The sequence below is a fragment of the Enterobacter cloacae complex sp. IR5428 genome, assembly GCF_049238585.1.
GTDB lineage: Bacteria > Pseudomonadota > Gammaproteobacteria > Enterobacterales > Enterobacteriaceae > Enterobacter > Enterobacter intestinihominis.
In genome coordinates this window covers 103614-129417 of the sequence record NZ_JBMKHV010000004.1, presented here as the reverse complement: position 1 = coordinate 129417, position 25804 = coordinate 103614, and the positions used below count along the sequence as shown (strand labels likewise).

Genomic DNA, 25804 nt, shown 5'->3' with positions numbered 1-25804 from the left:
GCGCCACCCGACTAAGCTAACTGCTTCCTGCTTATAAGCGGCCCGTCAATCTTCTTCATCGAGCGGTCCAGCACCTCTTCAATCACCGACGACAGCTCATTCAGCTCAAACTTCGCCACATAGCCGTCAGCCTTCACTTTGCGTATATGATCTTCGTTCGCGTTGCCGGAAAGAGACGAGTGGATCACCACCGGAATATCTTTCAGTACCGGGTCAGTTTTGATTTTGCGCGTCAGCGTAAAGCCGTCCATCTCCGGCATTTCGAGGTCGGTTAATACCAGGGCAATCTTATCGGTAACGGGGACGCCCTCTGCCTGAGCCTGCGCGGCCAGCTGAGTGATTTTCTCCCATGCGTCTTTGCCGGTGATATGCAGCTGAGCCGGGATCTCCATTGCCTGCAATCCCTTCTCCAGCATTGAGCGCGCTACTTTCGAGTCTTCAGCAACAATTGCGACAGAGCCAGGCTTGATGTTGAATTTGGTGGTTTCCAGATGGGTGGCGTGCAGATCGTGGTTCGCCGGGGTGATGTCATACAGGATCTGCTCCACGTCGAGCACCATTGCCAGATCGTTGGTATCGGTCTTTTCGTCCAGACAGGCAATGCTGGTGATGTAGCGACCGCTGACGGCGGTTTCCGCGGCGTGCACCTGCTTCCAGTCGAGACGCATGATGTTCTCCACCGATTCCACGGCAAACGCCTGCACGCTGCGGGCATATTCGGTGATCAGCAAAATGTTTAGCCCGGTGGCTGGCTTGCAGCCGGCGACGGCGGCCAGATCGATCACCGGGATCACCTGGTCGCGAATATTTACCATCCCCATCAGCGGAGACTTCATTCCCGCTGGTTTGGTGAAGGTCGGCATCGGCACAATTTCGCGCAGTTTGAACACGTTGATGCCGAACAGCTCGGATTTATTTTCGTTCAGAGAGGTGCCAAGACGGAACAGCAACAGTTCAAAACGGTTGGACTGGGTCAGGTTCGCCCTGTCATCAATATCTTTCTGGAAATTATCCATTCTACCCTCAAGAGAAATGCTGGCCTTTTAATCGTTATCGGCACCCTGAGGGAAAAATGAAGGACTAAACGCTGACCTGAGCAAAATCTTCCGCCAGCTCGCATGCCGGGAACACCTCCCGACACTCTGCCAGCAGGCTTTCACAGCCGCGGACGTCATAGCGTGAGCTGACGTGAGTGACAATCAGTTTCCGGACGCCAGCCTCGCGCGCCAGCTGCGCGGCCTGACGCGTTGAGCTGTGCCCCCGGCTATTGGCTTTTTCTTCCATCGCCGCTTCCAGCGTTGCCTCATGCACCATCACATCCACACCCCCGGCAAGCCGGAGCGCCGAAGGGCAGGGGGCGGTATCCCCAAAAATAGCCAGTTTTTTGCCCGGCTGCGGCGGCGCAAGGTAATCCTGACCGTTGATAACGCGCCCGTCTTCCAGCGTGACGGTCTCGCCGTGCTTCAGACGCTGGAACAGCGGGCCAGGTTTCACCCCATCGGCCTGCAACGCGGCGGCGTTCAGCGCCCCGGGCTTGTCATGCTCCTCAACGCGATAGCCGTAGCATTCCACCGGATGGTTAAGCGGGTAAGCGCGCACCTGGTATTCTCCGTCGTCGAACACCAGACCTTCGCCGATCTCAACCACCTCCAGCGGATAATCGGTCCACGAGCCGCTCAGGCGCAGCGTGGTCTCAACGAATGCCTGAATACCCGCAGGGCCATAAATGGTCAGCGGGTTAGCGTTACCGGCCATCGAACGGCTACACAGCAGGCCCGGCAGGCCAAACAGATGGTCGCCGTGCAGATGGGTGATAAATATTTTATCCACTTTCCCCGGGTGGTATGAGGTATGCAGCAACTGATGCTGCGTACCTTCGCCGCAGTCAAACAGCCACAGCCCGCCGCGGGTAGGATGCTTAAGATCCAGCAGAATCGCCGTCACGTTGCGTGAGCGGGTTGGTACGCCCGCGGACGTACCCAGAAAAATCAGTTCCATAACGCAATCAGCCCTTTGCCGAATGGGAAGGGGTTTAGTATAACGTGATGAACCCCAGGAAGGAGAAACACATGATCCAGTGGCAAGATCTACACCACAGCGAACTGACTATTCAGTCACTCTACGCCCTGCTCAAACTGCGCTGCGAAGTTTTTGTGGTTGAACAAACCTGCCCGTATCAGGATATCGACGGCGATGACCTGGTCGGCGAGAACCGGCACATCCTCGGCTGGCGCGATAACGAGCTGGTGGCGTATGCGAGGATTCTGAAAAGCGAAGAGGATTTTGACCCTGTCGTCATTGGCCGCGTCATTATCAGCGGAAGCGCGCGCGGTGAAAAGCTGGGCTATCAGCTGATGGAAAAAACGCTGGACGCATGCCTGAAACGGTGGCCAGACAAGGCGTTATACCTGGGCGCGCAGGCGCATTTGCAATCATTCTATGGCCATTTTGGTTTTACCCCGGTCACGGACATTTACGATGAAGATGGCATCCCACACATCGGTATGGCGCGCGAAGCGAAACAGGCGCAATAGCGAGACGTTGTCTATAGTTATCGGACTGGTGTACTAACATGGAGAAAAATATGTCATTTCAATCCTGGGATACCCGAGCAGACGACGATTTAACGCTGTTAAGCGAAACGCTGGAAGAAGTACTGCGCTCTTCAGGCGATCCTGCCGATCAGAAGTACATTGAGCTCAAAGCCCGCGCCGAGCAGGCGCTGCATGACGTGAAAAACCGCGTCAGCAACGCATCCGACAATTACTACTACCGCGCCAAACAGGCGGTTTATCGTGCCGACGATTATGTGCACGAAAAGCCGTGGCAGGGCATTGGGGTCGGTGCGGCCGTAGGGCTGGTGCTGGGCCTGCTGTTAGCCCGTCGTTAAGCCGGTAAACCCCTCCCTACACGTGGGTACTGCTATTTATCATCAGTACCCCGTATAATGTAAGGTTTTAACAGGGAGAGGTTCGCGTGCATTCGATTTCCATCGCGCTGGAACGCCTGCGCACTCAGCTTGCGCAAGCGTTACCCGCTACACCCGGTTTACGCCATTTCGATGTCTCTTTCCCGTTAAACGACGCCTTCGATCCGCTGGCCTGGCTGGGTGTGCAGCGATGCTATCCCCAGTTTTACTGGCAACAGCGGAGCGGTGATGAAGAACTTGCCGCGCTCGGAAGCCTCGCCCATTTTGACTCTCTGGCCTCGGCCTCCCGGTTTTTGCACACCCATGACGTAGCCAATGATACCCGTATCTGCGGCCTGAACGCCTTCAACCCGGCACAGGGAAATCTGTTTTTACCGCGCCTTCTCTGGCGACGGTCTGGCGGGGTCGCCACGCTGCGCCTGCAACTGTGGAGCGAAACGTCGCTGTGTGATGATGCCGGTGACGCACTGAAGTTTATTGATAACCTGCGCGACGCCGCGCCGATCCGCCCGTTGTCCGTGCAGATTGTGCAGGAAACCCATCATCCGGAAAAACCGGAATGGCTGGCGTTGATTCGTCAGGCGACGGATACCCTTGCTCGCGGCGATTTTGAGAAAGTGGTGCTCGCACGTGCTACAGACGTGCAGTGCCAGCAGCCCGTGAACGCCATCGCGCTAATGGCCGCCAGCCGCGCGCTAAACCTCAACTGCTATCATTTTTGTATGGTCTTTGACGCCAGCAACGCGTTCCTCGGCTCGACGCCCGAGCGACTTTGGCGGCGACGCGGCATGCTGCTGCGCACTGAAGCGCTGGCAGGCACCGTCGCCAGCCATTCTGACGATAAGCAGGCCCAGCGTCTGGGCGACTGGCTGATGAACGACGACAAAAATCAGCGGGAAAATATGCTGGTGGTGGAAGATATCTGCCAGCGTCTTCAGCACCATACCCGGACGCTGGAGATCCTCCCAGCGCAGGTGCTGCGTCTGCGCAAGGTGCAGCATTTACGCCGCTGTATCTGGACCGAACTCAAACAGTCTGATGACGAGCAGTGTCTGCATATTCTGCAACCGACGGCCGCGGTGGCCGGGCTGCCGCGTCAGGCAGCGCGAGAATTTATTGCGAAAGTGGAGCCGTTCGACCGGGAGTGGTACGCCGGATCGGCGGGCTATTTATCGCGCGATCAAAGCGAGTTCTGCGTGGCATTACGCTCCGCCCGCGTTCATGACGCCGCGCTGCGTCTTTATGCGGGGGCGGGCATCGTCAGCGGCTCCGATCCAGAGCAGGAGTGGCAGGAGATCGAAAATAAGGCCGCCGGGCTGCGTTCCCTCCTCCTGAGGGATTAATACTGATTCGTGCAATCCCGATTCATATCAAAATTCTGACTTTTTCTATTATTTATACTGTGTCGCATTCTTGATACTGGACAATCTCATGTCAGTAAGTTCTTTTAACCGACGCTGGGCGACGGTGATCCTTGAAGCCCTGACCCGCCATGGTGTCAGGCATGTGTGTATTGCTCCGGGCTCTCGCTCCACGCCGCTCACCCTTGCTGCGGCGGAAAACAGGGCTTTTATTCATCACACCCATTTTGACGAGCGTGGTCTCGGCCACCTGGCGCTCGGGCTGGCGAAAGTCAGCAACGCGCCCGTGGCGGTGATAGTGACTTCCGGCACGGCGGTGGCAAACCTCTATCCGGCCCTGATTGAAGCGGGGTTAACCGGCGAAAAGCTGATTTTACTCACCGCCGATCGTCCTCCGGAACTTATTGACTGCGGCGCGAACCAGGCGATTCGTCAGCCTGGCATTTTTGCCTCGCATCCTTCACAGACGGTCTCGTTGCCGCGCCCCACCCAGGATATTCCCGCCAGCTGGCTGGTCTCAACTCTCGACCACGCCATGAACGCACTGCGCAGCGGCGGGCTGCACATTAACTGCCCGTTTGCCGAACCGCTGTACGGCGAAATGAACGAGACCGGCCTAGCCTGGCAACAGCAGCTGGGAGAATGGTGGGAGAGCGAAAAGCCCTGGCTGCGTGAGCAGACGCATCTGGAAAGCGCTAAGCAGCGCGACTGGTTCTTCTGGCGCCAGAAGCGCGGGGTGGTGATTGCCGGGCGGATGAGTGCGGCGGAAGGCAAGCTGGCGGCGGAGTGGGCACAAACGCTTGGCTGGCCGCTGATTGGTGACGTGCTTTCCCAGACGGGCCAGCCGCTGCCCTGCGCTGACCTCTGGCTGGGGAACGCGAAAGCGGTCACCGAGCTGGCGCAGGCGCAAATTGTCGTCCAGCTGGGCTCGAGCCTGACGGGCAAGCGACTGCTCCAGTGGCAGGCCACCTGTACGCCAGAAGAGTACTGGCTGGTGGATCCGCTCGAAGGACGCCTTGACCCGGCGCACCATCGCGGTCGCCGCCTGGTGAGCGATATTGACAGCTGGCTGGAATTGCATCCGGCGGAAAAACGCAAACCCTGGGCGGTGGAGATCCCGGCGCTGTCGCGTCAGGCGTGGGAACTCACCAAAGCGCAGTGCGAGGAGTTCAGTGAAGCCGGGCTGGCGCACCGTATCCGCAAATATCTTCCCGAGCAGGGGCAACTTTTTGTCGGTAACAGCCTGGTGGTGCGCCTGATTGACGCCTTTTCGCAGCTGCCCGCGGGTTATCCGGTATACAGCAACCGGGGCGCGAGCGGCATTGACGGGCTGATCTCCACCGCCGCTGGCGTACAGCGGGCCAGCGCAAAATCCACGCTGGCGATTGTGGGGGATCTCTCAGCCCTCTACGATCTCAACGCGCTGGCGCTCCTGCGTCAGGCGTCGGCTCCGTTCGTGCTGATTGTTGTTAACAATAACGGCGGACAGATTTTCTCCCTGCTGCCGACGCCGCAAAGCGAACGTGAGCGCTTCTATCTGATGCCGCAAAACGTGCAGTTCGAACACGCCGCCGCCATGTTCAGCCTGAAGTACCATCGCCCGGAAAACTGGGACGCGCTGGAGACGGCGCTGAACACCGCCTGGCGGCAGCCTGGCGCGACGCTGATTGAGCTGGTGGTAAACGATTCTGACGGCGCGCAGAAGCTGCAACATCTGCTGGCGCAGGTGAGTCACCTGTGATCCTCGCTGGCGTCACTCAGCCCGGAAAACCAGGCTACCCCTGGCTGGTTTTCCTGCACGGTTTTTCCGGTGACTGTCGTGAGTGGCAGACCGTTGGGGCGTCGCTGCATGACTACCCCAGACTCTACCTTGACCTGCCCGGGCACGGTGGTTCAGCGGATACGGGCGTGACGGGTTTTGCAGAGGTAAGTGAATTGCTCACGCATACCTTAATTAGTTACAACATACTAAATTACTGGCTGGTAGGGTACTCTCTCGGTGGCCGCATTGCGATGTTCCATGCCTGCCAGCATCCTGCGGGGTTAGACGGGGTGATTGTGGAAGGTGGACACCCTGGGCTGCAAGACGTCGAGGCGCGTCAGGCGCGGCTGACCTCGGACCGCCGCTGGGCGTCACGTTTTCGCAGTGAGCCGCTTGAAGCCGTCTTTGCCGACTGGTATCAACAGCCGGTCTTTTTCTCCCTTACGGATGAACAGCGCAACGCGCTGATCGCGCTGCGTAGCCGGAACAACGGCCCGAGGCTGGCTGAGATGCTGGAAGCCACCTCGCTTGCCGTTCAGCCTGATTTACGTCCCGCGCTCACCGCGCGTGATTTTTCTTTCGACTATCTCTATGGCGAACGTGACGGGAAGTTTGCAGCCATCGCTGCTGAACTTAACGCCATGCGTCATGCTATCCCTCATGCCGGACACAACGCCCACCGGGACAACCCGGAAGCGGTTGCCGCGAGTCTGGCTCAGATACTACGTTATCGAACAAAGGACACGCTATGATCTATCCTGATGAAAACATGCTTTACGCGCCGGTTGAATGGCAGGACTGCTCCGAAGGCTACACCGACATTCGCTACCACAAATCCACCGATGGTATCGCCAAAATCACCATCAATCGTCCACAGGTACGCAACGCGTTTCGTCCGCTGACCGTAAAAGAGATGATCCAGGCGCTGGCGGATGCACGCTACGACGACAACATCGGCGTCATCGTCCTCACCGGGGAAGGGGAGAAAGCCTTTTGCTCGGGCGGCGATCAGAAAGTCCGCGGCGACTACGGCGGATACCAGGATGATGCCGGCACGCACCACCTGAACGTGCTGGATTTCCAGCGCCAGATCCGCACCTGTCCAAAACCGGTGGTTGCGATGGTGGCAGGTTATTCCATCGGCGGCGGTCACGTGCTGCACATGATGTGTGACCTGACTATCGCGGCGGAAAATGCCATTTTCGGCCAGACTGGCCCGAAAGTTGGCTCCTTCGACGGCGGCTGGGGGGCGTCCTACATGGCGCGCATCGTCGGCCAGAAAAAAGCCCGCGAAATCTGGTTCCTGTGCCGTCAGTACAACGCCCAGGAAGCGCTGGACATGGGGCTGGTTAACACCGTGGTGCCGATCGCCGATCTGGAAAAAGAGACCGTGCGCTGGTGTCGCGAAATGCTGCAAAACAGCCCAATGGCGCTGCGCTGCCTGAAAGCGGCCCTCAATGCCGACTGTGACGGTCAGGCGGGACTTCAGGAGCTGGCGGGTAACGCCACCATGCTGTTCTATATGACCGAAGAGGGTCAGGAAGGGCGCAACGCGTTCAACGAAAAACGCCAGCCAGACTTCAGCAAATACAAACGGAACCCGTGATGCGTCGCGCGCAGGTTTACCGCTGGCAGATACCGATGGACGCGGGCGTGGTACTGCGTGAAAGGCGGTTAAAAACCCGTGATGGCTTTTTCGTGCATCTCCGGCAGGGCGAGAGGGAAGGGTGGGGCGAAATCGCCCCGCTTCCGGGCTTTAGCCTGGAAACGCTGGATGAGGCGCAGGCGGCGCTGATGGCCTGGACGCACGAATGGCGTGAGGGGGCAGATCCGTCGCTGCCGGACGTTCCTTCTGTCGCGTTCGGCATCAGCTGCGCGCTGGCAGAGCTGGACGGCCGTTTGCCGGATGCGGCGAATTATCGCGCCGCGCCGCTCTGTTCCGGCGATCCGGATGAACTTTTCGCGCTGCTCTCCGGGATGCCTGGCGAGAAGGTGGCGAAAATTAAGGTCGGCCTGTACGAAGCGGTGCGCGACGGAATGGTGGTTAACCTGTTACTGGAAGCCATTCCCGATCTGCACCTGCGCCTGGACGCCAACCGCGCCTGGACGCCGCTCAGGGCGCAGCAGTTTGCGAAGTACGTCAACCCGGCGTACCGCAACCGCATCGCGTTTCTCGAAGAGCCGTGCAAAACGCGCGACGACTCTCGCGCCTTCGCCCGGGAAACCGGCATTGCCATTGCCTGGGATGAGAGCCTGCGCGAAGCCGGTTTTACGTTTGCCGCCGAGCCGGGCGTCGGTGCCGTGGTCATTAAGCCAACGCTGACCGGCAGCCTCGACAAGGTGCGCGAGCAGGTTGCGGCGGCCCATGCCGCAGGGCTGACGGCGGTGATCAGTTCATCCATCGAATCCAGCCTCGGGCTGACGCAACTGGCGCGCATCGCTGCATGGTTAACGCCGGACACCGTTCCCGGTCTTGATACGCTAAACCTGATGCAGGCCCAGCTGATTCGCCAGTGGCCGGACAGCACCTTACCGTGCCTCGACGTCGGGACGCTGGAGCCGCTGCAATGACTTTTACCGACTGGCCGTGGCGGCACTGGCGCTCCAGGAGTGCCGATACACCCGCGCTGCGTTTAGACGATATAACGCTCAACTGGTCACAGTTGGGCGAGCGTATCGATCGTCTGGCAGCCGGTTTTCAGTCTCAGGGTGTCAGGGACGGGGACGGCGTCATGCTGCTCGCCCACAACCATCCGCAGACCCTGCTGGCCTGGCTGGCGCTGCTTCAGTGCGGCGCCCGCATTTTGCCGGTGAACCCTCAGCTTCCCCGTCCGCTGCTGGACGTCCTCCTGCCGCAGATGACCCTGCGCTTTGCGCTGGTGCTTAACGGTGAGTATGACGGTCTGCCTGGGCTGGTATTAAGAGAGGGCGAGGAGCAGGGCGGCGTGACGTGGCGGGCAGAACGGCTGGCCTCGATGACGCTCACCTCCGGCTCCACCGGCTTGCCGAAAGCGGCCGTGCACACCTGTGCCGCCCACCTTGCCAGCGCAAAAGGCGTGTTGTCGCTGATGCCTTATGGCGGTGATGACGACTGGCTGCTGTCCTTGCCGCTGTTTCACGTCTCCGGTCAGGGGATTTTGTGGCGCTGGTTGCAGGGCGGAGGCCGTCTCACCGTGCGTGAAAAACAGCCGCTGGAGCAGGCCCTGCAGGGCTGTACCCACGCCTCGCTGGTGCCGACGCAGCTGTGGCGGCTGCTCAATTCACACCATCCCGTTGCGCTGAAAGCCGTGCTGCTCGGCGGGGCGGAAATCCCCGTTGAGCTGACCGAACAGGCGCGCAAGCAGGGGATCCGCACGTTCTGCGGCTACGGTCTGACCGAGTTCGCCTCCACCGTCTGCGCCAAAGAGGCCGACGGCGCGCCGGACGTGGGCAGCGCGCTGCCGGGCAGAGACCTTCAGGTGGTGAACGGTGAAGTCTGGATCCGGGCGGAAAGCATGGCGGCGGGCTACTGGCGAGACGGCGCCTTACTGCCGCTGGTCAACGAGCAGGGCTGGTTCGCCACCCGCGATCGCGGCGAGTGGCATGACGGACGCCTGACCATTCTGGGCCGAATGGACAATCTCTTTTTCAGCGGCGGAGAAGGGATCCAGCCGGAAGCGCTGGAGCGCGTTATCGTCACACATCCGCAGGTTAGCCAGGTGTTTATCGTCCCGCTGGATGACGCCGAATACGGGCAACGCCCGGTGGCGGTAGTGGAATGTGAGCCGGGCACGGATATCACGCTGTTGCCGGAGTGGGTTCAGGGCAGGCTGGCGCGCTTTGAGCAGCCGGTACACTGGCTGGCGCTGCCGTCAGAACTGAAAAATGGCGGGATAAAGATCTCCCGCCAGTCGTTAAGGCAGTGGGTCAATGCCCTGTTGAGGGGCTAATCAGCCGATATCCGGCTGCGGTTTCTGCTGGCGTCGACGCATCCAGCGCAGCACCGGCGGCACGACAATCACCATGATCGCCATCGCCAGCAGGATCTTCGTCACGCTGCTCTCCCACAGGATCGCCATGTTGCCATTGCTGATGGAGAGGGCGCGGCGCAGGTTCTGCTCCAGCATTTCGCCCAGCACAAACCCTAAAATCAGCGGCGACATCGGGAAGTGCATCTTGCGCAGAATGTAGCCCAGCACGCCGAGCAGCACCATTAACACCAGGTCGAAGGTGGTGCTGTGCACCGCGTATACCCCAACCGCAGAGACGGCGGCGATGGCCGGGACCAGGAACCACAGGGGAATGGTCAGCATGCGGGTGAACAGCCCGATCAGCGGGATGTTCATCACCAGCAGCATCACGTTGGCGATCAGCAGCGCCGCAATCAAGCCCCAGACGATATCGGGCTGCTCGGTAAACATCGCCGGACCGGGAGTGATGTTATAGAGCGTCAGCGCGCCCATCATCACCGCCGTGGTGCCGGAGCCCGGCACGCCGAGGGTCAGCATCGGGATAAACGAGCCGCAGGCCGAGGCGTTATTCGCCGCCTCTGGCGCCGCCACGCCGCGTATATCGCCCTTACCGAAGCTGTCGCTGTTGCCGCTCAGCTTTTTCTCGGTCATGTAGGTGATGGCGCTGGCGATAGTCGCCCCCGCGCCTGGCAGAATGCCGACGAAGAAACCGATCACCGACGAACGCAGAGTAGCACCCACACACTGCGCCCCCTCTTTGGCATTAAAGAGCATACGTCCGGTTTTACGCACCAGCGTCTGCCCGCTGCTGGTATGTTCCAGCATCAGTAAGATTTCTGAGACAGAGAACAGACCAATCACCACGACGATAAACTGCACGCCGTCGGAGAGATGAACGCTGTCGAAGGTAAAGCGATAAACCCCGGTGTTGGCATCCACGCCGACGGTGGCCAGACTGAGGCCAATCAACGCAGACAAAAACGACTTCAGCGGATTCTGCGCCATCATGCTGCCGAGACAAGCGATGGCAAATACCATCAGGGCAAAATACTCGGCCGGACCAAATGCCAGCGACCACTGGGCCAGCGCCGGGGCGAAGAGGATGATGCCGCCAATGGCGATCAGGGAGCCAAAGAACGAGCTGACGGCGGAAATAGAGAGCGCCACGCCGCCGCGTCCCTGCTGCGCCATCGGATAACCATCCAGCGCGGTCATAATGGCAGCGGCATCGCCGGGCACGTTAAGCAGTATCGAGGAAATACGCCCCCCGTATTCGCAGCCGATATAAACCGTCGCCAGCAGGATCAACGCCGATTCCGCAGGCAGGTGCAGCGCAAAGGCCAGCGGCAGTAAAATCGCCACGCCGTTGATAGGCCCAAGGCCCGGCAGCAGGCCAACGATCGTCCCGACGAAACAGCCGATCAGGGCGATCACCAGGTTTTCCGGGGTCATCGCTACCGCGAACCCCTGAGAGAGATAGATCCAGGTATCCATAGCGTGCTCCGTTAGTTAAACCATGCGCCGAGCGGCAGGGTCACGTCCAGCAGGCGGTCGAAGGCGTACCAGAGTAAAATGCCCAGTACGACCCCGGAGATCCCCGCCGCAGGCAGCGAGGCGTTAAACAGTATGCCAATCACCATCGTCAGCAGGGCGGTGGCGATCGGGAAGCCGAGCCACTCAAAGCCCCACGCGTACATCAGCAGAACAATCACCATTACCAGCAGACGTTGCAGCGTGCGGCGTGGCGGCCACTCCACGGTGTCCGGATGGCGCAGCAGCAGGGCCACCGAGCAGAGCAGCATCAGGCCGACAATGCCTACGGGAAAGGGGCGTGGCCCCACGGGTTCATAGCTGTATTCGCTGTGGATCTGCCAGGCGACGAACAGGCCGCCAATGCAGAGCAGCAGCCATATCCCGGCAAAAATGCGATCGCTCATAGCGCCTCCGGTTATTTCGCAAGACCAAAGGCTTTCGCCTGTTCGCGATAGTCATTCACCTGTTTTTTCACGTACTCGTCCAGCTGCTTGCCGTTCAGGTTGAACTCAAACAGCCCGCGCAGATCGCGCTGTTTTTTGAACTCCTCGGTTTGCTGAAGTTTTGCGAAGGTATCCACCCACCACTGGTACTCGGCGTCGGTCACTTTTGGCCCGACGAAGAAGCCACGGATGATCGGCCAGACCAGGTTATAACCCTGCTCTTTGGCGGTTGGGACGTCTGCCAGCTGGCCCGGCAGACGGTTTTCTGAGAAGACCGCCAGCACGCGGATCTTATCCCCGCTCAGGTAGGGCACCATTTCGCTGAGATCGCCCGATACTGCCTGCACGTGATTGCCCATCAGCGCCGTCACCGGCTCACCGCCGCCTTCAAAGGCCACGTAACGCATTTTGTGCGGATCCACTTTGGCCTGCTGCGCCAGCAGCGCGGCTTTCATCCAGTCCTGGCTGCCGATAGAGGCGCCTGCGCCAATCACCACGCTGTTCGGATCTTTTTCCATGGCGGTCAGCAGATCTTTCAGGGATTTCCACGGGGAGTCCGCGCGAACGGCGATCATGCCGTAATCGGTGCCCACAGTGGCGAGCCAGCGCACGTCATTTACGTCATAACGACCAAATTTCCCCTGCGACAGGTTCAGCAGCGAGCCGCCGGAGAAGGCCACCACGGTGCCGGGTTCAGCAGGGCGCTGGGCGACGATGGCGTTATAGGCTACCGCGCCCACGCCGCCGGGCATGTAGGTGACGCGCATCGGTTTCTCAATGGCCTTCGTCTCCAGCAGGCTGACCTGAATCAGCTTACAGGTCAGGTCGAAGCCGCCGCCGGGTTTGGCCGGGGCGATACACTCGGTGCGGGACGGGGTGTCCTGCGCCTGGACGACAGAGGCACTCAACAGCAATGCGCTTGCAGCAAGGGTAGAAAGTAATTGTTTTTTCATCGTTTATCCTCACGCCGGAGAACCGGGAGTACGAGTACGGGTGTCTTTTTTCTGATTATGTGAACCACCTTGTAGCGGTTCCGTTGCGTGATTGTTAAAACAATAACCTTTCATTTCCCTTTCACTGCGACACCAACTTTACAGGATGTGATATGCGTCTCTTACTCGCGGAAGATAATCGTGAGCTGGCTCACTGGCTGGAGAAAGCGCTGGTACAAAGCGGATTTGCCGTGGATTGCGTCAACGATGGACGGGCGGCCGATCACCTTTTACAGGGGGAAAACTATGCCGTCGCGATCCTTGATATCGGCATGCCCGGCTTCGACGGGCTGGAAGTGGTGCATCGTCTGAGAAAGCGCGGGCAGACGCTGCCGGTGCTGTTTCTTACCGCCCGCAGCAACGTGGCAGACAGGGTGAAAGGGCTGAATGCCGGGGCGGATGACTATCTGCCGAAGCCGTTCGAGCTGGAGGAGCTTGATGCCCGCCTGCGTGCGCTGCTGCGCCGCAGTGAAGGGCGAACCCAGGAGCGCCAGCGGCTGGGAGAGCTGGAGTACGATGATGAAGGCTTTTTTCTGCTGCGCGATGAACCCCTTTCCCTCACGCCGCGCGAGCTCTCTTTACTGAAGGTGCTGATGCACCGCCGGACCCGTCCCGTCTCCCGGCAGCAGCTCTTCGACCAGGTGTTCAGCCTGAACGACGACGTCAGCCCCGAGAGTATCGATCTCTATATTCACCGCCTGCGTAAGAAGCTGACCGGCAGCGGCGTGCGGATCACCACCCTCCGGGGACTGGGCTACGTGCTGGAGTGCGGCGATGAAGTGGGTTAAGCCGCAGTCGCTTTACCTGCAACTTTTGCTTTTTCTGGGTTTGCCGCTGCTGCTGTTATGGGGGCTGTCAGCCTTTAACAGCTACGTTAGCGCGCTACAGGCGGCGACGCAGGCCTATGACCGTACGCTGTTATCCTCGGCGCGCACCGTGTCTGAGCGGCTGGTGGTGCACAAGGGCAAGCTGCTGGTGAACGTGCCCTGGGTCGTGCTCGACAGCTTTGAGCTGAACATGAACGATCGCCTCTACTACAAGGTGGTTGACCCTGACGGGCGGACGATCTCCGGCTATGACGATCTGCCAAATATGCCTCCCTCCACGTCGCGCACCACTCACTATCCGGCGCTGGCGTGGTTTTATCATACCGAGTATCGCGGGCAGGCGATCCGCGTGGCGAAGCTGCTCCAGCCGGTTAACGAAGATAATGTGTTCGGGATGGCGGAAATTTATGTCGCAGAAACGTTGCAGTCGCGGCGCTATCTGGCCACACAGCTGCTGTTTTCCTCACTCGTGTCGCAGGGGCTGCTGGTGCTGCTGACGCTGGTCCTGACCGCCTGGCTGCTGCGCCGCGTGCTGCGCCCAATGCGGCAACTCTCTTCGCTGATGGTGCGCCGTGAGCCCGGGCTGCTGGCCCCGCTGCCGGAGCTGCTGCCCTGGTCGGAAACGCGGCTGCTGATTGTGGCGTTTAACCGTTACATCGACCGGTTGCGCGGCGTACTTTCGCGGCAGGAGCGCTTCAATGCCGATGCCTCACACCAGCTCAAAACGCCGCTGGCGGTGCTGAAAACGCAGGTATCCGTTGCTCTGACGCGTAACGATCCGGCGCTGTGGCAGGAGAGCTTACGGGCAATGAACGTTACGCTGGATAACACCATCGTGCTGACGGAAAGGCTGTTACAGCTTTCGGCGGTGAAGCGGAAAGAGCAGGGGGAGCGACAGTTTGCCCCTGTCGATCTGGTGCAGGTGGTGCAAAACTGCTGCTTTTCGCGGCTGGCACAGGCGCGCAGCAAGGGTATCGATCTCGGTTATGACGGCGTACAGCAGCCGGTAATGATTGAGGGGGATGACGTTTTGCTGGGCGAACTCTGCGCTAACCTGCTGGAGAATGCGATCAAATACACGCCGGAGCAGGGCATCGTGACGGTGTACCTGCGCATGGATAACGATGCCGTTGAGCTGAGCGTGGAGGACAGTGGACCGGGTATTGCCGAAGACCAGATCTCCCAGGCCATGCTGCCGTTTCATCGGCTGGATAACGTGGGCGATGCCGCCGGGTCCGGCATTGGCCTGGCGCTGGCCAACGATATTGCCCGCCTGCACCGCAGCCATCTTCAGCTGATGCCCAGTGAAAATCTGGGCGGCCTGTGCGTAAAAATGCGTTTTTTATTGATGATATAAATACCGATATTATCAAATCGTTACAAACTAATTGCCCGATGTCCACTGAGCGCATTGATCCCACAGACAGTCAGGTTAAAATCTCGCGGTTTTTGGACATCTCTGAATATATTGTGCGGGATCACGACAATGAAAAAAGTGGCATTAATGGGCTTAGGCCTGATGTTTGTATCGGCAGCAGCCAACGCTATTTCCTTCAACGGCTCGGCGGGCGAAGATTATACCCACCTGGGCTTTGGTCTTGGCACGGATAGCGCAGGCCTGGCGATGACCGGCGGCTGGACGCATAACGACGACGATGGGGATGCGGCAAGCCTGGGGCTGGGCTTCAACGTACCTTTGGGTCCTTTCCTGGCGACAGTCGGCGGTAAAGGGATTTACACCAACCCGAACGACGGCGACGAAGGTTACGCGGCGGCAGTGGGCGGCGGTTTGCAGTGGAAAATCGGCGACAGCTTTGGCCTGTTCGGTGAGTACTACTACTCTCCGGATTCCCTCTCCAGCGGTATCGATAGCTATGAGGAAGCCAACGTGGGTGGACGCTGGACCATCATCCGTCCTGTCACCATCGAAGCGGGTTATCGTTATCTGAACCTGGCGGGTAAAGACGGCCACCGCGACAACGCGCTGGCAGATGGTCCCTACATCGGTGTGAGCGCAGGTTTCTAATCCTTTCGGCGCGGCGTTCAGTCGCGCCAGTTTCTCTCTTCCCCCGGTCTTCGATTGCGCTATAGTGTTTTGACCATTGAAATGGGAGAACACAATGATAAACGTGGAAATGTTATCCACTGGCGACGAAGTGCTGCATGGGCAAATCATTGATACCAATGCCGCCTGGCTTGCCGATCTCTTCTTTGAGCAAGGATTACCGTTAACGCGCCGCAACACCGTGGGTGACAATCTTGAGTCGCTGGTCAACGTTCTGCGCGAGCGCAGCGAACGCTGCGACGTGCTGATTGTGAACGGCGGGCTTGGGCCCACCAGCGACGATCTCAGCGCGCTGGCCGCCGCCACGGCCAGAGGTGAAGGCCTGGTCCTGCACGAGGCGTGGCTGGCACAGATGGAGCGATTTTTCTCCGAGCGTGGCCGCGTGATGGCCCCCAGCAACCGCAAGCAGGCTGAAATTCCCGCCAGCGCGGAACTGATTGATAACCCGGTCGGCACCGCCTGCGGGTTTGCCGTTCAGCTGAACCGCTGCCTGATGTTCTTCACCCCGGGCGTGCCGTCGGAATTTAAAGTGATGGTCGAGCAGCAGATCCTGCCGCGCCTGCGCGCGCGCTTCACGCTGCCTGAACCGCCGCTGTGCCTGCGTCTGACCACCTTTGGCCGCTCGGAAAGCGATCTGGCTCAGAGCCTCGATCACCTGCAACTGCCTCCCGGCGTGTCGATGGGCTATCGCTCCTCCATGCCGATTATTGAACTGAAGCTGACCGGACCGGCGTCAGAGAAAGCCGCTATGCTGGCACTGTGGCCGGAAGTGCAGCGCGTCGCCGGGGAAAGCCTGATTTTCGAAGGAACGGAAGGGCTGCCGGCGCAGATCGCAGCGCATTTGCATTCCCGCCAGCTGAGCGTGACGTTAAGCGAGCAGTTTACCGGTGGGCTTCTGGCGCTTCAGCTTACCCGGGCGGGTGCGCCGCTGCTGGCCAGTGAAGTGGTGCCGTTCCAGCAGGAGACGCTGGCGCAGACGGCGCGCTGGGCATCCGAGCGCAGAGTGAAGCATTTCGCGGGGCTGGCGCTGTTTGTGGGCGGGCTGGATGAGGAGCATCTCAACTTCGCCCTGGCAACACCGGAAGGGACCCACGCCCTGCGGGTGAAGATGAGTATTACCCGCCACAGCCTGGCCGTGCGTCAGGAGGTGTGCGCGATGATGGCGCTGAACATGCTGCGCCGCTGGCTGAACGGGAAAGAGGTCGCCAGCGAGCACGGCTGGATCAACGTCGTGGAATCGCTGTTCGTAGAGTGAGGATGTGCCGGGGCAGTGTCCCCGGCAACGGTTACGCCAGTGCGTTTGCCAGCAAGGTAATGGGATGTTCACAGCGTTTGCTGGTGGACATCTCGATCTGCCACTTGCAGGTTTCACAATCCGTCACCACGATATCTGCGCCGCTCTCTTCAATCTGCCGGAACAGCGGCGCGCCAATGGCCTGTGACGTTGGGTAGTTTTCACGCTTGAATCCGTAGGTGCCAGCGATGCCGCAGCAGCGTGAGTCCAGCACCGTCAGCTCCAGCCCCGGGATCAGCCGCAGCAGCTCCAGCGTATAGATCGACCAGCCCATCTTCTCCATATGACATGGCGTGTGATACACCACCTTCAGCGGCAATTTGCCCAGCGGTAACGTCTGCCCGCTGTCAAGCTTGCGCCAGAGAAAGCGAGTCGCCAGCTCAATGTGCTCGCGCAAGCCGGTGTTATCCACATCCAGCAGATGCGGATATTCATCGCGCAGCGTGAAGGTACAGGTTGACGACGTCGCCAGTACCGGTATCCCGTTGTCGACGATCGCCTCACGTAAAGAGGTGACGTTGCTTTTCGCCTGCCTGCGCGCTTTGTCGGTAAAACCGTTGGCAATCAGCGGAACGCCGCAGCACTTCTCTTTGCTTAGCAGCTGAACCCCCGTCCCCATGGCGTTCAGCACTTTCAGCAGGTCTTTTCCCAGCTGCGGATGGTTGTAGTTCACGTAGCAGCCGTGGAAGAAGGCAACCTGCTCAGCGAACTGCGCCTGTTCTGCCGCCACGGATTTATACCAGCGGCGGAAGGTGCCGTGAGAATATTTCGGCAGACTGCGGTGATGGTCGATTTTGAGCGTCGCATCCAGCAGCCTGCGCACCGGCTTCAGGGCGGTGGCGGCATTGACGACCGGCGCGAAAGGCGTCGAGAGGCTGCCCATCAGATCGGTGTGGCTCAGTATCGCGTCGCGCAGCGTCGGTTTTTGCGTACTGTAGCGGGCGCGGGCGCGCTGGATGATATCGCCTATTTTCACGTCCGACGGGCAGGCAACTTCGCAGCGTTTACAGTTGATACAGTATTTCAGCGCCTCGTCGTAGAGCGCGCCGTCCTTCAGGCGCAGACGCTCCCCGTCGGGGCCGGCCTGTTTCGGGCCGGGATAGCGCGGATCAACGCCGCTGACCGGGCAAACCGTGGTGCAGACCGTGCATTTGATACAGCTTTCAAATCGGGTGTCGTTCATTGTGCTCCCTCCCTGCGCTGGATAATCTGCTCCGCGACATGCAGCGCGGTGACGGCGCAGACGCCGCCACCGCAGCCCTGTGCCACGGGATCGTACCCGCCCAGAACCGAGCCGATGGCGTAAAGATTTTCAACCGGTTCCCCGCCCAGCTGCGGGCGCAGTTGGGTATCGACGATCACGCCGAACTGCTGCCAGGGCTGCGGGGTGAAGAAATCGCTTTGATACCAGTCCGCGCGGGAAGCGCTTTGCCGGACATCCAGCCCGAGAATTGCCTCACGCACGCCATCCCGGCTGCTCAGCAGACCGTTACTGAAGAAACTGCCGCTTGCCAGCACCGTATAGCGTGCACGAAGCGGGATGTCGCCGTGGTTGCGGGTCCAGATTTCGCTTACCGCGCCCTCTGCCAGGGTGATTTTTTTCACCTCGTCGCCTGCCATCCAGACGCCACCCTGGGCGACAAACTGACGCTGAAGCTGGGTATGCAGACGAATGCCGGGCACGGAAGGGGGGAGCGTCGGCAGTAAACCGAGCGTACAGGGCAGGCGCGCCGAGAGCCAGCGCCAGAGCCGGTTGTCCGTTAAGCCAAAACAGGCGGGCATAAACAGGGCGTCGCAGCTCTCGCCGAGCGGTTGAAGCGCCGCGTACAGCTGCGGCCAGTAGCGTTCATTATCCAGCAGGCGGGCAATGTTCACCGCACGAAACTCGCTGGGGTTTTCGCGCAGCACGTCGAGCTCGGGGAGATCAATCTCCGCCGTATCCACCTGAATGCCTTGCTGTCTGAGAGACGCGGCGGCAAGATGCGGCTGGAAATCAAGGAAACCGCTGATCCCCACCACCCGCACGTGCCCGGCAGCGATGGGGGCGACAGGCACCTCTTCCGGGCTAAGCCAGGCGGCGCGCAGAGTGCCGAGCGGCGTGACGCGCTGATGATTTTGCTCGGCGTCACCCTGCATGCGTGCGCCGCAGGCGGTCAGCAGGTGTTCGGTTTCGCAGGCAAAGCGGGCCATATTCTCTGCGCCCGTCAGGCGGTAGGGATGTTCAGGCGGCAGATCGGCGAACGATAGCGCGCCCAGTAAATCCAGCGAGCCGGAAGAGAAGTGCAGGGCACTTTGACCGCGAGTGACAATGGCGCAGCGCAGACCCCGCTGCGTCAGTTTGAGACCGCACAGCAGGCCCGCCAGCCCTCCACCCACAATCACGGTATCAAATTTCATGGTTGTGCTCCTTCTCCAGACCGCAAAGTCCCTGATAGACCCAGCGGGTAAACTCACTTTCGCGCAGGGCATCGCCCCAGGCGACGGGCTGAATGCCTTTCCAGCGCTCATTTAAAAAATCGCTGAGCTGGGCGAGCGACTGGGTTGAGGAGGTGGCATGAAAACGTTGTAGCAGCCCGGCGGCACGGCAGGCGCACAGTTCCCCCTGACAGGTGCCCATCCCGACTCGCGTGCGGCGGCGTAAATCAAGCAGGTTGTTCACCGTCAGGTTTTCCACGGCATATTGCACCTCGCCTGCGGTCACGGCTTCGCATTCGCACACCAGGCTGCGGCTGAGTCGCCCTTCACCAAGCCAGGTCGGGGTGCGGTCGCCGTGGCGGTAAATCGCCGAACCGCGAAGCGGGGCAGGAAGTGAAATGATTTTGTGCAGCGTTTTTTCTGTCGATTGCTGCGAGCCGGGCAGGGCCCGCTCCGCCGTCACGCACGGCGCGGTGTTACCGAGCTTACGGCAGACGGCATCGGTGGCCCACTCCGCCATCAGCCGGTAGGTCATCAGCTTGCCGCCGGTAATGGTGATAAACCCGTCCATGCCGTCGCGTTCGGCGTGATCGAGCAGCACGATGCCGCGGCTGACGTTACGCCCGCTCGGATCGTTGTCGCTGGCGACGAGGGGACGCACGCCCGCGTAGGCACGCAGAATACGCGTCTGCGCCATCACCGGGGCCAGCTTTTCCCCTTCGCGCAGCAGATTATCCACCTCTTCGGCGGTAACGCGGTTGTAATCAATTTCGCTGTAGTCCACATGCATTGAGGTCGTGCCGATCAACGAAATGGTGTCCCCCGGCACGAGGATGTCGGCGTCAGACGGTTTACGGCAGCGGTTGATGACATGGTTATTGATGCGATGGTCGAGGATCAGCAGCGAGCCTTTGGCCGGGAACATGCGGACGGATAAATCGGCGTATTCCGCGATGCGCTGGCCCCAGATCCCCGCCGCGTTGACCACGACGGTGGCATACAGCTCGCGGTGTTCATTGTACTGCGTATCACACACGCGCACCCCGCGTACGGTATTACCTTCACGAATAAGCCCGGTGACGTGATGCCCGGTCAGGATCTGTGCGCCGTGTTCCCGCGCGTCGAGCATATTGGCGGCGGTCAGGCGGAAAGGATCAACGGTTCCGTCAGGCACTTTTACCGCGCCCAGTAACGCCGGGTTCACCGAGGGTTCCAGACGGCGCGCCTGCGCAGGATCGAGCGCCTCGGCCTGAATGCCTGCCGCCGTGCAGGCGGTAATAAAGGTTTGCTGAAAGCCGAGGTCATCCTCGGGAAGGGTGATAAAAAGGCCGTTGGTCGGTTCAACGCAGTGGCGGGCGATGCGCCTGAGGATCTGGTTTTCAGCAATACACTCGCGCGCGGACTCAGCGTCAGTGACCGCATAGCGGGCGCCGCTGTGCAACAGACCGTGGTTACGCCCCGTTGCGCCGGTGGCGATGTCGTGGCGTTCCAGAAGCGTGACGCTCAATCCCCGCAGGGCGCAGTCGCGTGCGATGCCGGCACCCGTCGCGCCACCGCCAATGATAATCACATCGCTGAAGCGTGGATCGTGAATTGTCATTGCCTTTCCTCTATGTTCGTTTTTTAGCATTTAGCCACATTGATCGTGTGGTTTGTTTGATTTCGAACATAAACGCGCGAAATTCGAAAGTGAAACGTGATTTCATGCGCTTTTTTGCGCATTCTGTCATATTTCTGTAACAATCTGTGCGTTGATTCACAGTAACATTCACCGTGATTTCTTAACATCGCCGCCTCTGTAGCCGGGCGCGAGATGCCCGGTCATTTTTGAAAGGCCACGGAGGCTGTTATGCTCAGTATCTTTAAACCTGCGCCACACCGGGCGCGACTGCCAGAGGCAGAGATTGATCCTCTCTACCGCCGTCTGCGTTGGCAAATCTTCCTCGGGATCTTCTTCGGGTATGCGGCGTACTATCTGGTACGTAAAAACTTTGCGCTCGCCATGCCGTACCTGGTGGAACAAGGCTTCTCCCGCGGCGATCTGGGCTTTGCGCTGTCGGGGATCTCCATCGCGTACGGTTTTTCGAAGTTCATTATGGGGTCGGTGTCGGATCGCTCGAATCCGCGCGTGTTCCTGCCCGCCGGTCTGATCCTCGCGGCAGCGGTGATGCTGTTCATGGGCTTTGTGCCATGGGCGACCTCCAGCATTGCCGTCATGTTCGTGCTGCTGTTCCTCTGCGGCTGGTTCCAGGGGATGGGGTGGCCGCCATGCGGACGTACCATGGTGCACTGGTGGTCACAGAAAGAGCGCGGTGGGATTGTATCGGTCTGGAACTGCGCGCATAACGTCGGGGGCGGGCTTCCGCCGCTGCTGTTCCTGCTGGGGATGGCCTGGTTCAACGACTGGCACGCGGCGCTCTATATGCCTGCCTTTGGCGCCATTCTGGTGGCGATTATCGCCTTCGCCCTGATGCGCGACACGCCGCAGTCCTGCGGCCTGCCGCCGATTGAAGAGTACAAAAACGACTACCCGGATGATTACAGCGAGAAGCACGAAGAAGAGCTGACCGCGAAACAGATCTTCATGAAGTATGTGCTGCCAAACAAGCTGCTGTGGTACATCGCGGTGGCGAACGTGTTTGTCTACCTGCTGCGTTACGGCATCCTCGACTGGTCCCCGACTTACCTGAAAGAGGTGAAGCACTTCGCGCTGGATAAATCCTCCTGGGCCTATTTCCTGTATGAATACGCGGGCATTCCCGGCACGCTGATCTGCGGCTGGATGTCGGACAAAGTGTTTAAGGGCAACCGTGGGGCGACGGGCGTGTTCTTTATGACGCTGGTGACCATCGCGACGGTCGTTTACTGGCTTAACCCGCCGGGTAATCCGGGTGTGGATATGGCCTGTATGATCGTAATCGGCTTCCTGATTTATGGTCCGGTTATGCTGATCGGCCTGCACGCGCTGGAGCTGGCGCCGAAAAAAGCGGCAGGCACGGCGGCAGGCTTTACCGGTCTGTTTGGCTACCTCGGCGGTTCAGTGGCGGCAAGTGCCATCGTCGGTTACACCGTCGATTTCTTCGGCTGGGACGGTGGCTTTATGGTGATGATTGGCGGCAGCGTGCTGGCGGTTCTGCTGTTGATCGTCGTGATGATCGGTGAAAAACGTCACCATGCCGAGGTGCTGGCGCGTCGTCAGTAAGGAGCATTGCGATGAAATTAACTCAGTTAGCGACAGGCCTGCTGCTGGCGGGCCTGATGACAGGCTCCGCGCTGGCGGCGGATAAAATCGTGATCGCCCACCGTGGCGCCAGCGGTTATCTGCCAGAGCATACGCTGCCGGCAAAAGCGATGGCCTATGCCCAGGGCGCAGATTATCTGGAGCAGGATCTGGTGATGACGAAGGACGACCAGCTGGTCGTTCTGCATGACCATTATCTTGACCGCGTGACGGACGTGGCGGAGCGTTTCCCGGATCGTGCCCGTAAAGATGGCCGCTACTACGCCATCGACTTCACGCTGGCGGAGATCCGCTCGCTGAAGTTTACCGAGGGCTTCGAGATTGAGAACGGTAAGAAGGTGCAGGTCTATCCGGGGCGTTTCCCGATGGGCAAGTCTGACTTCCGTATTCACACCTTCGAAGAGGAGATCGAGTTTGTTCAGGGGCTGAACCACTCGACGGGCAAAAATATCGGTATCTACCCGGAAATCAAAGCGCCGTGGTTCCACCATCAGGAAGGAAAAGACATTGCCGCGAAGACGCTGGAGGTACTGAAAAAGTACGGCTACACCAGCAAGAAGGATAAGGTTTTCCTGCAATGTTTCGATGCCGCGGAACTGAAGCGCATCAAAACTGAGCTGGAGCTGAAGATGGGGATGGATCTCAATCTGGTGCAGCTGATTGCCTATACCGACTGGAATGAAACTCAGGAAAAACAGCCGGACGGGAAGTGGGTGAATTACAGCTACGACTGGATGTTTAAGCCGGGCGCGATGAAGCAGATTGCGCAGTACGCCGACGGCATCGGGCCGGATTACCACATGCTGGTGGCGAAAGGCTCAACGCCGGGCCACGTGAAGCTGACGGCGATGGTGAAAGAGGCGCATGCGAGCAAGATGCAGGTGCATCCGTATACCGTGCGTGCAGACCAGCTGCCGGAGTATGCGACGGACGTGAATCAGCTTTACGACGTGCTGTATAACCAGGCGGATGTGGACGGATTGTTTACGGATTTCCCGGATAAAGCGGTCGAATTCATTCACCGGAAGTAGGTTTTGTAGGTCGGGTAAGGCGAAGCCGCCACCCGACAATCAGGCTCTGCGGCCTGATGCCCTCACCCTAACCCTCTCCCACCGGGAGAGGGATCCCAGTAATTTTTTTATGCAGAAGCAATAAAGTTGCTTTCTAAATGACTGAGGGCTGTCAGCGATGCCCTGGTCCGGCTGTAAATCGCTGAGGCGTTTGCCTTCCGGCCGGGGCGAGGCGCAGGGATGCGCCGAGAGGGCGGCTTTACAGGGACGTTGCCTCCGCCCGTACCCGATAAGCCGGAAGGAATAAGCCGAGGGCACCGCGAAGCGGCGATTTACCGCCGGGAGCCCGGGTCGCCAGGGTGGTGGCGACTGAGCCACCCTGGCACGTTCACCGGTCATGTCGTTACAGAGTAGCAATGAACATAAAGTGAACGGAATGACCACCACCGCCGTATGTTCCCCTCACCCTAACCCTCTCCCCGGAGGGGCGAGGGGATTGCTCAGTGCTCACATTAATTTGTGGGGAACCCTCTCCCACCGGGAGAGGGGATAAGGACAACATCACATCTCGATCTCTATATCGCCTTTTGCCCGGCAGCAGCAGGGCAAAATTTCCCCTTCACTGATAAAGGCCAGCGGTTCGGTCAGCCAGTCTACCTGGCCTGCGACCAGACGGCAGCGGCAGGAGCCGCAGTAGCCTTCACGACACTGGTACTCGACTTCTACCTGATGCGCTTCAAGCGCCACCAGCAGAGAAGGGTGCTCTTCCTGGCACAACACCTCTGTACCCGAAAGGCTCAGCGTTACGCGGCTCATCAGAGCTGGAAATCGCTCAGGTCGTCGGTGTTGACTTCAGAATCAATCTGACCGACCAGGTAAGAACTCACTTCCACTTCCTGCGGCGCGACCTGCACGTTATCGGACACCAGCCAGGTGTTGATCCACGGGATTGGGTTAGAGCGCGTCTGGAACGGCAGGTCGAGACCGACGGCCTGCATGCGGATGTTGGTGATGTACTCAACGTACTGGCACAGAATGTCTTTGTTCAGGCCAATCATGGAGCCGTCGCGGAACAGGTAGTCTGCCCACTCTTTCTCCTGCTGGGCCGCCAGCACGAACAGGTCGTAGCATTCCTGTTTGCACTCTTCCGCAATTTCCGCCATCTCCGGATCGTCTGCACCGCTGCGCAGCAGGTTCAGCATATGCTGAGTCCCGGTCAGGTGCAGGGCTTCGTCACGGGCAATCAGACGGATAATTTTGGCGTTGCCTTCCATCAGTTTGCGCTCGGCAAACGCGAAGGAGCAGGCGAAGCTCACGTAGAAGCGGATCGCTTCCAGGGCGTTGACGCTCATCAGGCACAGATAGAGCTGTTTTTTCAGGATCCGCAGGTTTACGGTGACGGTTTTACCGTTCACGTTGTGCGTACCTTCGCCCAGCAGATGCCAGTAGCTGGTCATCTCGATCAGTTCGTCATAGTAGTGCGCAATGCCTTCGGCGCGCTTCTGGATCTGTTCGTTGGTGACGATATCATCAAACACCACCGCCGGATCGTTCACGATGTTGCGGATGATGTGGGTGTAAGAGCGGGAGTGGATCGTCTCGGAGAACGCCCAGGTCTCAACCCAGGTTTCCAGCTCAGGAATCGAGATCAGCGGCAGCAGCGCCACGTTCGGACTACGCCCCTGAATGGAGTCCAGCAGCGTCTGGTATTTCAGGTTGCTGAGGAAGATGTGCTTTTCGTGTTCCGGCAGCGCCTGGAAATCGATACGGTCGCGGGAAACGTCAACTTCTTCCGGACGCCAGAAGAAAGAGAGTTGCTTTTCAATCAGCTTTTCGAAGATGTCATATTTTTGCTGATCGTAGCGTGCCACGTTGACCGGCTGGCCGAAGAACATCGGCTCTTTGAGCTGGTCGTTTTTCGTCTGTGAAAAGGTGGTATATGCCATTGCGGTGAGTCCTGTGGTGTTATTTCCCCTCACCCC

Annotated in this window: 24 protein-coding genes; 14 read left to right on the top strand and 10 right to left on the bottom strand. The window is 59.5% G+C overall.

Annotation, left to right across the window (positions count from 1 at the left end; genetic code table 11):
* Positions 1–11: 11 nt before the first annotated feature.
* On the bottom strand, positions 12–1016 hold the full coding sequence (locus ACOTXC_RS07110) for a chemotaxis protein (RefSeq protein ID WP_022648824.1): 1005 nt from the start codon (positions 1014–1016) through the stop codon (positions 12–14).
* 64 nt (positions 1017–1080) lie between these two features.
* Complete coding sequence (gene rbn, locus ACOTXC_RS07105; RefSeq protein WP_063849965.1) at positions 1081–1998, bottom strand: ribonuclease BN; 918 nt, start codon at positions 1996–1998, stop codon at positions 1081–1083.
* Between the two features lie 71 nt (positions 1999–2069).
* Between rbn and ACOTXC_RS07100 the strand changes: the two genes are divergently transcribed.
* From ACOTXC_RS07100 to menE, 8 genes are all read left to right on the top strand, one after another.
* A complete protein-coding gene (locus ACOTXC_RS07100) occupies positions 2070–2534 on the top strand; it encodes a GNAT family N-acetyltransferase (RefSeq protein WP_023300622.1) in 465 nt (154 codons plus the stop codon).
* 50 nt (positions 2535–2584) lie between these two features.
* A complete protein-coding gene (gene elaB, locus ACOTXC_RS07095) occupies positions 2585–2890 on the top strand; it encodes a stress response protein ElaB (protein ID WP_022648821.1) in 306 nt (101 codons plus the stop codon).
* Between the two features lie 86 nt (positions 2891–2976).
* Positions 2977–4272 (top strand): isochorismate synthase MenF, encoded by a 1296-nt coding sequence (gene menF / locus ACOTXC_RS07090; RefSeq protein WP_063147689.1) that lies wholly within the window; start codon positions 2977–2979, stop codon positions 4270–4272.
* Between the two features lie 88 nt (positions 4273–4360).
* Positions 4361–6031: a 2-succinyl-5-enolpyruvyl-6-hydroxy-3-cyclohexene-1-carboxylic-acid synthase gene (menD, locus tag ACOTXC_RS07085; RefSeq protein ID WP_022648819.1), complete on the top strand. Its 1671-nt coding sequence runs from the start codon at positions 4361–4363 to the stop codon at positions 6029–6031.
* Positions 6028–6804 carry a 2-succinyl-6-hydroxy-2,4-cyclohexadiene-1-carboxylate synthase gene (gene menH / locus ACOTXC_RS07080; RefSeq protein WP_421767527.1) on the top strand — a complete coding sequence of 259 codons (777 nt, stop codon included), beginning with the start codon at positions 6028–6030 and terminating at the stop codon, positions 6802–6804. Before menD ends, menH begins: the two co-directional genes overlap by 4 nt.
* Positions 6801–7658, top strand: a complete 858-nt coding sequence (menB, locus tag ACOTXC_RS07075; protein WP_014832749.1) for a 1,4-dihydroxy-2-naphthoyl-CoA synthase — start codon at positions 6801–6803, stop codon at positions 7656–7658. The genes menH and menB overlap by 4 nt, the downstream gene beginning before the upstream one ends.
* Entirely contained in the window at positions 7658–8623 is a 966-nt protein-coding gene (menC, locus tag ACOTXC_RS07070) for an o-succinylbenzoate synthase (protein ID WP_023300619.1), read from the top strand. The genes menB and menC overlap by 1 nt, the downstream gene beginning before the upstream one ends.
* Positions 8620–9981 (top strand): o-succinylbenzoate--CoA ligase, encoded by a 1362-nt coding sequence (gene menE / locus ACOTXC_RS07065; RefSeq protein ID WP_058677677.1) that lies wholly within the window; start codon positions 8620–8622, stop codon positions 9979–9981. The genes menC and menE overlap by 4 nt, the downstream gene beginning before the upstream one ends.
* Here menE and ACOTXC_RS07060 read toward each other — a convergent pair whose 3' ends face one another.
* Genes ACOTXC_RS07060 through ACOTXC_RS07050 form a run of 3 tightly spaced genes read right to left on the bottom strand, consistent with a single transcriptional unit; the run spans position 9982 to position 12931 of the window.
* A complete protein-coding gene (locus ACOTXC_RS07060; protein WP_023300617.1) occupies positions 9982–11496 on the bottom strand; it encodes a tripartite tricarboxylate transporter permease in 1515 nt (504 codons plus the stop codon).
* Positions 11497–11507: 11 nt separating this feature from the next.
* The gene (locus ACOTXC_RS07055; protein ID WP_022648813.1) at positions 11508–11939 is read right to left on the bottom strand and encodes a tripartite tricarboxylate transporter TctB family protein; all 432 of its coding nucleotides are present in this window, start codon (positions 11937–11939) and stop codon (positions 11508–11510) included.
* 11 nt (positions 11940–11950) lie between these two features.
* Entirely contained in the window at positions 11951–12931 is a 981-nt protein-coding gene (locus ACOTXC_RS07050; RefSeq protein ID WP_022648812.1) for a Bug family tripartite tricarboxylate transporter substrate binding protein, read from the bottom strand.
* A gap of 152 nt (positions 12932–13083) precedes the next feature.
* Here ACOTXC_RS07050 and tctD point away from each other — a divergent pair, with 152 nt between their 5' ends.
* The 4 genes from tctD (at position 13084) to ACOTXC_RS07030 (ending at position 17117) form a co-directional block, all read left to right on the top strand.
* Entirely contained in the window at positions 13084–13758 is a 675-nt protein-coding gene (gene tctD / locus ACOTXC_RS07045) for a transcriptional regulator TctD (RefSeq protein WP_046619087.1), read from the top strand.
* The gene (locus ACOTXC_RS07040; RefSeq protein ID WP_023306632.1) at positions 13745–15154 is read left to right on the top strand and encodes a sensor histidine kinase; all 1410 of its coding nucleotides are present in this window, start codon (positions 13745–13747) and stop codon (positions 15152–15154) included. The genes tctD and ACOTXC_RS07040 overlap by 14 nt, the downstream gene beginning before the upstream one ends.
* 129 nt (positions 15155–15283) lie before the next feature.
* Complete coding sequence (locus ACOTXC_RS07035) at positions 15284–15823, top strand: YfaZ family outer membrane protein (protein ID WP_022648809.1); 540 nt, start codon at positions 15284–15286, stop codon at positions 15821–15823.
* A gap of 94 nt (positions 15824–15917) precedes the next feature.
* Positions 15918–17117, top strand: a complete 1200-nt coding sequence (locus ACOTXC_RS07030) for a nicotinamide mononucleotide deamidase-related protein YfaY (protein WP_252066060.1) — start codon at positions 15918–15920, stop codon at positions 17115–17117.
* Positions 17118–17148: 31 nt separating this feature from the next.
* On the opposite strand, the gene glpC is transcribed toward ACOTXC_RS07030, so the two are convergent.
* The 3 genes from glpC to glpA are packed head-to-tail and all read right to left on the bottom strand — an operon-like array spanning position 17149 to position 21171.
* A complete protein-coding gene (glpC, locus tag ACOTXC_RS07025) occupies positions 17149–18339 on the bottom strand; it encodes an anaerobic glycerol-3-phosphate dehydrogenase subunit GlpC (protein ID WP_023306631.1) in 1191 nt (396 codons plus the stop codon).
* Positions 18336–19553: a glycerol-3-phosphate dehydrogenase subunit GlpB gene (glpB, locus tag ACOTXC_RS07020; RefSeq protein WP_023300613.1), complete on the bottom strand. Its 1218-nt coding sequence runs from the start codon at positions 19551–19553 to the stop codon at positions 18336–18338. Before glpB ends, glpC begins: the two co-directional genes overlap by 4 nt.
* On the bottom strand, positions 19543–21171 hold the full coding sequence (gene glpA, locus ACOTXC_RS07015; protein WP_421767526.1) for an anaerobic glycerol-3-phosphate dehydrogenase subunit A: 1629 nt from the start codon (positions 21169–21171) through the stop codon (positions 19543–19545). The genes glpB and glpA overlap by 11 nt, the downstream gene beginning before the upstream one ends.
* A gap of 249 nt (positions 21172–21420) precedes the next feature.
* On the opposite strand from glpA, the gene glpT reads away from it, so the two are divergent.
* Together glpT and glpQ are read left to right on the top strand one after the other, a co-directional pair.
* Complete coding sequence (glpT, locus tag ACOTXC_RS07010) at positions 21421–22773, top strand: glycerol-3-phosphate transporter (protein ID WP_022648804.1); 1353 nt, start codon at positions 21421–21423, stop codon at positions 22771–22773.
* A gap of 11 nt (positions 22774–22784) precedes the next feature.
* Complete coding sequence (glpQ, locus tag ACOTXC_RS07005) at positions 22785–23843, top strand: glycerophosphodiester phosphodiesterase (RefSeq protein ID WP_421767525.1); 1059 nt, start codon at positions 22785–22787, stop codon at positions 23841–23843.
* A gap of 540 nt (positions 23844–24383) precedes the next feature.
* Here glpQ and yfaE read toward each other — a convergent pair.
* Together yfaE and nrdB are read right to left on the bottom strand one after the other, a co-directional pair.
* Complete coding sequence (gene yfaE / locus ACOTXC_RS07000) at positions 24384–24638, bottom strand: class I ribonucleotide reductase maintenance protein YfaE (protein ID WP_003859419.1); 255 nt, start codon at positions 24636–24638, stop codon at positions 24384–24386.
* Complete coding sequence (gene nrdB, locus ACOTXC_RS06995) at positions 24638–25768, bottom strand: class Ia ribonucleoside-diphosphate reductase subunit beta (RefSeq protein ID WP_023306627.1); 1131 nt, start codon at positions 25766–25768, stop codon at positions 24638–24640. The genes yfaE and nrdB overlap by 1 nt, the downstream gene beginning before the upstream one ends.
* Positions 25769–25804: the final 36 nt, after the last annotated feature.

What these genes read in the sequence shown, in the direction of transcription:
- ACOTXC_RS07110 (WP_022648824.1), bottom strand. Translation starts at nt 1,016, where the DNA reads ATGGATAATTTCCAGAAAGATATTGATGACAGGGCGAACCTGACCCAG.
- rbn (WP_063849965.1), bottom strand. Translation starts at nt 1,998, where the DNA reads ATGGAACTGATTTTTCTGGGTACGTCCGCGGGCGTACCAACCCGCTCA.
- ACOTXC_RS07100 (WP_023300622.1), top strand. Translation starts at nt 2,070, where the DNA reads ATGATCCAGTGGCAAGATCTACACCACAGCGAACTGACTATTCAGTCA.
- elaB (WP_022648821.1), top strand. Translation starts at nt 2,585, where the DNA reads ATGTCATTTCAATCCTGGGATACCCGAGCAGACGACGATTTAACGCTG.
- menD (WP_022648819.1), top strand. Translation starts at nt 4,361, where the DNA reads ATGTCAGTAAGTTCTTTTAACCGACGCTGGGCGACGGTGATCCTTGAA.
- menB (WP_014832749.1), top strand. Translation starts at nt 6,801, where the DNA reads ATGATCTATCCTGATGAAAACATGCTTTACGCGCCGGTTGAATGGCAG.
- menC (WP_023300619.1), top strand. Translation starts at nt 7,658, where the DNA reads ATGCGTCGCGCGCAGGTTTACCGCTGGCAGATACCGATGGACGCGGGC.
- menE (WP_058677677.1), top strand. Translation starts at nt 8,620, where the DNA reads ATGACTTTTACCGACTGGCCGTGGCGGCACTGGCGCTCCAGGAGTGCC.
- ACOTXC_RS07060 (WP_023300617.1), bottom strand. Translation starts at nt 11,496, where the DNA reads ATGGATACCTGGATCTATCTCTCTCAGGGGTTCGCGGTAGCGATGACC.
- ACOTXC_RS07055 (WP_022648813.1), bottom strand. Translation starts at nt 11,939, where the DNA reads ATGAGCGATCGCATTTTTGCCGGGATATGGCTGCTGCTCTGCATTGGC.
- ACOTXC_RS07050 (WP_022648812.1), bottom strand. Translation starts at nt 12,931, where the DNA reads ATGAAAAAACAATTACTTTCTACCCTTGCTGCAAGCGCATTGCTGTTG.
- tctD (WP_046619087.1), top strand. Translation starts at nt 13,084, where the DNA reads ATGCGTCTCTTACTCGCGGAAGATAATCGTGAGCTGGCTCACTGGCTG.
- ACOTXC_RS07040 (WP_023306632.1), top strand. Translation starts at nt 13,745, where the DNA reads ATGAAGTGGGTTAAGCCGCAGTCGCTTTACCTGCAACTTTTGCTTTTT.
- ACOTXC_RS07035 (WP_022648809.1), top strand. Translation starts at nt 15,284, where the DNA reads ATGAAAAAAGTGGCATTAATGGGCTTAGGCCTGATGTTTGTATCGGCA.
- ACOTXC_RS07030 (WP_252066060.1), top strand. Translation starts at nt 15,918, where the DNA reads ATGATAAACGTGGAAATGTTATCCACTGGCGACGAAGTGCTGCATGGG.
- glpC (WP_023306631.1), bottom strand. Translation starts at nt 18,339, where the DNA reads ATGAACGACACCCGATTTGAAAGCTGTATCAAATGCACGGTCTGCACC.
- glpB (WP_023300613.1), bottom strand. Translation starts at nt 19,553, where the DNA reads ATGAAATTTGATACCGTGATTGTGGGTGGAGGGCTGGCGGGCCTGCTG.
- glpA (WP_421767526.1), bottom strand. Translation starts at nt 21,171, where the DNA reads ATGACAATTCACGATCCACGCTTCAGCGATGTGATTATCATTGGCGGT.
- glpT (WP_022648804.1), top strand. Translation starts at nt 21,421, where the DNA reads ATGCTCAGTATCTTTAAACCTGCGCCACACCGGGCGCGACTGCCAGAG.
- glpQ (WP_421767525.1), top strand. Translation starts at nt 22,785, where the DNA reads ATGAAATTAACTCAGTTAGCGACAGGCCTGCTGCTGGCGGGCCTGATG.
- yfaE (WP_003859419.1), bottom strand. Translation starts at nt 24,638, where the DNA reads ATGAGCCGCGTAACGCTGAGCCTTTCGGGTACAGAGGTGTTGTGCCAG.
- nrdB (WP_023306627.1), bottom strand. Translation starts at nt 25,768, where the DNA reads ATGGCATATACCACCTTTTCACAGACGAAAAACGACCAGCTCAAAGAG.